The organism is Corallococcus sp. AB049A, from assembly GCF_003668885.1.
In the GTDB taxonomy this organism is placed as follows: Bacteria; Myxococcota; Myxococcia; order Myxococcales; family Myxococcaceae; genus Corallococcus; species Corallococcus interemptor.
Map to the genome: position 1 here is coordinate 1 of NZ_RAWL01000443.1, position 6,889 is coordinate 6,889.

Annotated in this window: 6 protein-coding genes; 1 reads left to right on the top strand and 5 read right to left on the bottom strand. The window is 69.0% G+C overall.

The annotated features are described in order from the left end of the window. The coding region (locus D7X55_RS32870) for a bifunctional nuclease family protein (RefSeq protein ID WP_233610214.1) at positions 1 to 682 on the bottom strand (682 nt) is incomplete at its 3' end. 129 nt (positions 683 to 811) lie between these two features. Beyond that, positions 812 to 1,168, bottom strand: coding sequence for a hypothetical protein (locus tag D7X55_RS32875; RefSeq protein ID WP_233610215.1), 357 nt, complete (start codon positions 1,166 to 1,168; stop codon positions 812 to 814). Between the two features lie 95 nt (positions 1,169 to 1,263). On the opposite strand from D7X55_RS32875, the gene D7X55_RS32880 reads away from it, so the two are divergent. Beyond that, entirely contained in the window at positions 1,264 to 3,081 is a 1,818-nt protein-coding gene (locus D7X55_RS32880; RefSeq protein ID WP_199747267.1) for a long-chain fatty acid--CoA ligase, read from the top strand. Positions 3,082 to 3,163: 82 nt separating this feature from the next. Here D7X55_RS32880 and D7X55_RS32885 read toward each other — a convergent pair whose 3' ends face one another. The 3 genes from D7X55_RS32885 to D7X55_RS32895 all read right to left on the bottom strand — a co-directional run. Next, the gene (locus D7X55_RS32885; RefSeq protein WP_014397329.1) at positions 3,164 to 4,459 is read right to left on the bottom strand and encodes a citrate synthase; all 1,296 of its coding nucleotides are present in this window, start codon (positions 4,457 to 4,459) and stop codon (positions 3,164 to 3,166) included. An 86-nt stretch (positions 4,460 to 4,545) separates the two neighbouring features. Beyond that, complete coding sequence (locus D7X55_RS32890) at positions 4,546 to 5,841, bottom strand: 3-phosphoshikimate 1-carboxyvinyltransferase (RefSeq protein WP_121725132.1); 1,296 nt, start codon at positions 5,839 to 5,841, stop codon at positions 4,546 to 4,548. Further along, a partial coding sequence (locus D7X55_RS32895; protein ID WP_233610216.1) for a 3-dehydroquinate synthase family protein occupies positions 5,838 to 6,889 on the bottom strand: 1,052 nt, incomplete at its 5' end. The genes D7X55_RS32890 and D7X55_RS32895, both read right to left, overlap by 4 nt.

Here is a 6,889-nt window from a genome sequence, read left to right on the forward strand (position 1 = left end):
GAGGCGGAGGGGGCAGGGGACCCATGTCCTCGTCACCCAGGCCGCCGCTGCCGCCCACGCCCAGGTCCTGCTGCTTCTGGAGGGCCTCAATCTCCGCGCGGGTGATGCCGGCCAGGGTCAGCACCTTGCGCGTCACGCGGATGCGGGCCTGGCTGTGCATGGCCATGGCGATGGAGTCGGAAGGGCGGGCGTCCAGCGCCAGCTCCTTCTTGCCCTGCTGCAGGAAGACGCGGCCGGAGTAGACGTTGTCGCGCAGGTCGTCGATGCGGACCTCCGTCACCTTGCCACCCAGCTTGGACACCACGTCGTCCAGCAGGTCCTGCGACAGCGGCTGCGGGGGCGGACGCTCCGCCAGGCGGAAGGCGATGGAGACCGCCGCGCCCTCGTCCACGAAGAGGGGGAGCACCGTCTCACCGTCCTTGGTGGTCAGCACGACGGCGTGCGTCTGCGCCTCCATCAAGGGCACCACGTCCTTCACTTCCAACTCCACCAGCTCCGAGCAGGCCTTGGGATCAGCGCCCTTCTCGGTGACGCACGGCTTCTCATGGGTTCCTTCCGCCTTGTCGGAGGCGGCGATGGCGCCGGGGATCCCGAACGCGGGAAGGAACAGAGCCCCCCCCAGCGCCAGCACCACGGCCGTGAACGGAGCGACGAAGAAGTTGGCGCGGTTGGACGTTTTCACATCCCTAAGCTACGCACCTCTCCCTTCACCGGGAGGGTTGCGCCCCACTGCCGCCGCGAGCGGCCCCCGGGCCCTGGCCCACCCGGTTGGAGGGCGGGCGGGCAGCCGGGAAGAAGGGGCGCGGGGCGACTAGCGGTCGTCGTCCTCGGACTCTTCGTCGTCGTAGTCCTCGTCGTCCTCGGACTCCTCGTCGTCCTCATCCTCGTCGACGTCGTCCTCGTCGTCCTCCTCCTCGTCTTCGTCCTCGTCGTCGAGCTCGTCCTCCAGCTCCTCGGCCTCGAGCGTCATCGTCACCGCGAACTTCTTGCTGAGGATGGCGATCTGCGCGCGCATCTCCGTGAGCGCGGCGACGAAGTCCTCCGAGAGGTTGGCGGGCGCCTTCGCGTCGCAGTGGGGGCAGACAATCTTCTCCGTCCCCTCGATGAGGTCCTGGGCTTCCAACTCGAAGCTGGCCTCGCACTTCTGACAGGTGAAGTCGATGCTCATGGTCGGGCGCGGCATACAAAGCCGGTGAACATGCTGTCAACGCCTGAGACGGGGGGACATGGAACGGGCGGTGAGCTTCCACTACGTTCCGTCGGATGGACCTGCCCAAGACGATGCTGCATGCGCTCCATGACCAGGCCGCGCGGCTGGAACACCGCCCGGCACTCTGGTCCCGCCATGGAGGCGCCTATGTCCCCACCTCGTGGTTCGACTATGCCCAGCGCGTCAAGCGCTTCGCCCTGGGGCTGAACGCGCTGGGGTTCCGGGACGGCGACCCGCTGGGCATCCTGAGCTTCAACCGGGAGGCGTGGCACGTCGCGGACCTGGGGGCCATGGCCCTGGGCGGCGTGCCGGTGGGGCTCTACACCACCAGCAGTGTGGATCAGCTCGTCTACATCCTGGGCCACTGCGAGGCGCGCTTCCTCCTGGTGGAGAACGCGAAGCACCTGGCCACCGCCCTGGAGGTCCAGAAGCGGCTGCCCACGCTCCAGCACCTCATCGTCGTGGACGCGCCCACGCCGCTGCCCGAAGGCGTGCTGCGCTACGCGGACGTGCTGGCCTCCGGCGCGAAGGCGGACGAGGCCCCGTACTGGGACGGCGTCCACTCGCTCCACCCGGACGCGCTCGCCACGCTCATCTACACGTCGGGGACCACCGGACAGCCCAAGGGCGTGGCCCTGAGCCACCGCAACCTCGCCTGGACGTCGAAGCAGCTGGGCGACACCATGGGCTTCAAGGACATGGAGGACGAGCGGCTGGTGTCGTACCTGCCGCTGTCGCACATCGCGGAGCAGATCGTCTCGCTGCACAGCCCGCTGCTCCTGGGCACGCAGGTGTACTTCGCGGACTCGCTGGACGCGCTGGGCAAGAACCTCACGGAGGTGCGCCCCACCATCTTCTTCGCGGTGCCGCGCGTCTGGGAGAAGTTCAAGACGAAGGCGGAGGAGGGCCTGGCCGCGCAGCCGCCCCTGAAGCGCCGGCTGGTGGAGTGGGCGCGCGCCACGGCGCTGGAGCGCAACACGCGCATCCTGAGCCAGGAGCGCGTGCCGTCGTTGATGGAGGCCAAGTTCGGGCTGGCCCAGAAGCTGGTGTTCCAGCCCCTGAAGACGCGCATCGGCCTGGAGAAGGCGAAGCTGTTCTCCACGTCCGCGGCGCCCATTGGCCGGGACGTGCTGGACTTCTTCGCCTCCATCGACGTCGTGCTGCTGGAGGTGTGGGGCATGACGGAGGTGTCCGGCCCCGCCACCGTGAGCACCACCGAGTGCGCCCGCCTGGGCACGGTGGGCCGCCCCATGCTGGGGGTGGAGGTACGCATCGCGGAGGACGGGGAGATCCTCGTGAGGGGCGGCAACGTGTGCCTGGGCTATCACCGCAACCCGGAGGCCACGCAGGAACTCTTGGCGGACGGGTGGCTTCACACGGGTGACGTGGGACAGCTGGACGCCGAAGGCTTCCTGCGCATCACCGGGCGCAAGAAGGAGATCATCGTCACCTCCGGCGGCAAGAAGACGTCGCCGGCGAATATCGAAGAGCTGCTCAAGGCCGTGCCCCCCGTGGGGCACGCGCTGGTCGTGGGCGACCGGCGCAACTACCTGGTGGCGCTGGTGACGCTGGAGCCGGACCGGGTGCGCAAGCTGGCGCGGGAGAAGGGCTGGCCGGAGGACGTGGCCGCGCTGGTGAACGACCCGCGGCTGCAGCAGCACCTGCACGAGGCCTTCGAGCGGGACGTGAACCCGAAGCTGTCTCGCTTCGAGACCATCAAGCGCTTCCGCGTGCTGCCGGGGGAGTTCTCCATCGACGGTGGAGAGCTCACGCCCAGCATGAAGATGCGCCGCAAGGTGGTGGAGCAGAAGTACGCGGACGTCATCGACGCGCTCTACAGCGAGCCGGGCGCCGTCGCGGCCCACGGGTAGGGCCCGCAATGCGAAAGGGGCGGAGGACTCAAGCTTCGAGTCCTACGCCCCTTCGTGCTTCAGCGGCTGTGACAGACGCTGACTACTTGCGCTTGTCCTGGGCCACGTAGTCGCGGCGCGCGGCGCCGGTGAAGACCTGACGGGGACGGGCGATCTTCTGCTCGTTGTCCGTCACCATCTCCTCCCACTGCGCGCACCAGCCCACCGTGCGGGGGATGGCGAACAGGACGGGGAACATCTCCGCCTGGAAGCCCATCGCCTCGTAGATGAGGCCCGAGTAGAAGTCGACGTTCGGGTACAGCTTGCGCTTCACGAAGTACTCGTCCTCGAGCGCGATGCGCTCCAGTTCGAGGGCAATCTCGAGCAGCGGGTTCTTGCCCGTCACGTCGAAGACCTCGTCCGCCACGCGCTTGATGACCTTCGCGCGCGGGTCGTAGGACTTGTAGACGCGGTGGCCGAAGCCCATCAGCTTCTTCTCGCCCTCGCCGCCCTTCACCTGCTTGATGAACTCCGGGATGTTGGCCTTGCTGCCAATCTCGCGGAGCATGCGGAGCACCGCCTCGTTGGCGCCGCCGTGCAGCGGGCCGTAGAGCGCGCCCACGCCCGCGGCGACCGCGGAGTAGGGGTCCACCTGCGACGAGCCCACCGTGCGCACGGAGGTCGTGGAGCAGTTCTGCTCGTGGTCCGCGTGCAGGATGAAGAGCACGTCCAGCGCCTTCTCCAGCGTGGGGTGCACCTTGAAGGCGCTCGTGCCAATGCGCTTGATCATCGCCAGGAAGTTGGCGACGTAGGACAGGTCGTTGTCCGGGTAGACGAACGGCAGGCCCATCGCGTGCCGGTACGAGAACGCGGCCAGGGTGGGCATCTTCGCGATGAGGCGCGTGATCTGGATCTCACGGCTGCGCGCGTCCTTGATGTTCTTCGCGTCCGGGTAGAACGCGGACAGCGCGGCCACCGTGGAGCCCAGCATCGCCATGGGGTGCGCGTCGTAGCGGAACCCGTCGATGAAGGACTTGATGTTCTCGTGCACCAGCGTGTGGTGGGTCACGTTGAACGTGAAGTTCTCCAGCTCCTTCTGCGTGGGCAGCTCGCCCTTCAGCAGCAGGTAGGCCACCTCCAGGAAGGAGGACTTCTCCGCGAGCTGCTCGATGGGGTAGCCGCGGTACTCCAGGATGCCCTTGTCGCCGTCGATGAACGTGATGGCGCTCTTACAGTTCGCCGTGTTCAGGAACGCGGGGTCGTAACCCATCAGACCGAAGTCATCGCTGCCGGTCTTGATCTGGCGCAGGTCGGGGGTGCGGATACAGCCGTTCTCGATCGGGATCTCGTACGTCTTCCCGGTCCGATTGTCGGTGACGGTCAGCGTGTCCTTGGGCATGGGCGGAGATTTCACAGGGCGGCGGACGCTTTCAACAAAAAAGAACGATAAGTCTTAGAGGCGAAGTTTCCGGTGCGACTTCCCACTCAGGAATAGCGGACACCGGCGCGCGCGAGCTGCCGCCAGAAGCCCGGGAAGCTCTTCTCCACGCACTCCGGCCCCGTCAGATCCAGAGACACCCCGGACAGCACACACAGGGTTGCCGCTGACATCGCCAGGCGGTGGTCACCCCGGCTGTCCATGGCGAAGCGCGAGGGCTTCACCTTCGGCGGGAAGATGCGCAGCGTCTCACTGTCGGCTCCGGCCGACAGTTCCGTGGTGCCACCGTAGGCAGTGACCAACGTTCGGATTCCCTCCAGCCGGTCGCTCTCCTTGACCCGCAGGATGCCCACGTCGGTGAGCGTGGTGGGCCGGGGCAGCACGCACGCGAGCGCCGCCAGCGTGGGCAGCAGGTCCGGGCACTCCTTGCCCGAGGCCTTGAGCTCGCCGGTGGGCTCGCCCTGGAAACGCCACGTGTTGGGCGCGCCCGCCGGGATCATCTTCAAGCCGACATCAGCGACCAGCCGGAGGATCGCCTGGTCCGGGTGCGCGCTCTCGGGCTCCGCGCGCTCCACCGTGCCGCCCGTGCGCCAGGCGATGAGCACCAGGTAGCCCAGCGACGACCAGTCGCCCGGCAGTGATGGCACGGATTCGGGCGCCTGATACTGCGTGACGGAGTAGTGACCTTCGGACTGTTCCACGGTGAAGCCGAAGCGGCGCAGCCACGCCACCGTGAGGTCCATGTAGCCGGCGCTGGTGAGCGTGCCTTCGATCTCCACGCTCCACGCGCGCTTCTCCCGGAGGAAGCGCTCGGCGCAGCCCAGGAGCAGGCTGGAGGCGTACTGGCTGCTCTGCGCGCCCGGCACGCGGAACACCGGCGCGGCCTTCGTGGTGTCCTGGGGCGCGTGCAGCTCCACCGGCCACGGCGAGCCTTCGGTGAGCGTCAGGCCGGAGGCGCCCAGCGCCTGCTTCAGCGACGTGAAGAGCGGGCCGTGCGGGCGCTCGCCCAGGCGGGGCGTGCCGGTGAAGCGCACGCGCGCGCCGGGCGTCACCGCAGCCTGCGTGACGAGGATGCGAAAGGGGGCGCCGCCGTCCGCGCAGTCCACGTCGCGCACGGGACCGGGGGGAAGGCGCAGGGCCTCCACGCCCCGGCGCAGCACGCGCACGTCGGCGGGGAGGTCCTCGTCCGATTCCGCCTGCACCGACGGCAGCGGCCAGGCGCCCGTGAGGTGTCCCAACACCAGGGCTCGCTGGGCGTCCGACTTCGACACGGGCGGGGTGAGCGGTGAGGCGCTCAAGGCGCTCGGGTCGACGGTGAGGCGGCTCGGAGAGGCGTGGCTCAAGGGCGGGCTCCACGGGTCCAGGCGGGCCACAGGGCCCGCCACGTCTTCGGCATCACATCCACGACCTCGGCGGTGCCCACCGCGGTGAGCAGCACCATGCGCAGCTCGCCGTTGGCGCCGGCCTTCTTGTCGGCGTCCAGCAGCGCGACCACGTCCTTCAACGGCGCGCGCTGGGCGATCTCCGCGGCGCGGTCACGACCGAGCACGCCCGGGCCTCGAGCCAGCGCGCGCTCCACGTCGTGCGCCACGGACTCCGGCGTCACGCCCAGGTGCCGGCCCACGTCCAGCGCCCAGAGGATGCCCAGGCCCACCGCGTCGCCGTGCGACAGCTTGAAGCGCGACAGGCTCTCCAGCACGTGGCCGAAGGTGTGGCCGAAGTTGAGTACGCGGCGCAGGCCCTGGTGCTCGTAGGGGTCCTTCGAGCAGACGTCCTCCTTCAGCCCGCGCGCGTCCTTCACCAGCTTCTCCAGCGCCGGCGGCGTGCGCACGTACTTCTTGAAGAGGGGCGCATCCAGCGACGCGACCATCTTCCACGCCTCGATGGAGCCCTCGCGCACCTGCGCGTCGGACAGCGTGGCGTACAGCTCCGGGCACAGCCACGTCTCATCCGCGTAGTGGAAGACGCCCGCGGGGTTCTTCACCACGCGGCCGCGCACGACGAGGTCCACCGCGCCCTTGCCGCCCAGGCTGCTGTCCACCGCCGCGAGCAGCGTGGTGGGCACCTGCAACAGCCGCACGCCGCGCTTGAGCAGGTGCGCGGCCACGGTGGCCACGTCACCGACGGTGCCACCGCCCACGGCGACGAGCGTGCCGGAGCGCGGCAGGTTGATGCCACCCGCGAGCACCTTCTGCAGCGACGCGAGGCTCTTGGCGCGCTCACCGCCCACCAGCTGGATGATGGCGCGGGGCTTGCGGGCCTCCAGCGTGGGGATGAGCGTGGGGTGGAAGCGCGCGACGGTGCGGTCCACCACGGCGACGCTGCCCTCGGGCAGCTTGGCGGCGAGCTTCGTGAAGGAACCCCAGCGGTCGTTGGGGGGGCGGTAGGAAC

Bases quoted from the DNA above. Each gene is read 5' to 3' on its own strand.
- D7X55_RS32885 (WP_014397329.1), bottom strand. From the start codon at position 4,459: ATGCCCAAGGACACGCTGACCGTCACCGACAATCGGACCGGGAAGACG.
- D7X55_RS32875 (WP_233610215.1), bottom strand. From the start codon at position 1,168: ATGAGCATCGACTTCACCTGTCAGAAGTGCGAGGCCAGCTTCGAGTTG.
- D7X55_RS32880 (WP_199747267.1), top strand. From the start codon at position 1,264: ATGGACCTGCCCAAGACGATGCTGCATGCGCTCCATGACCAGGCCGCG.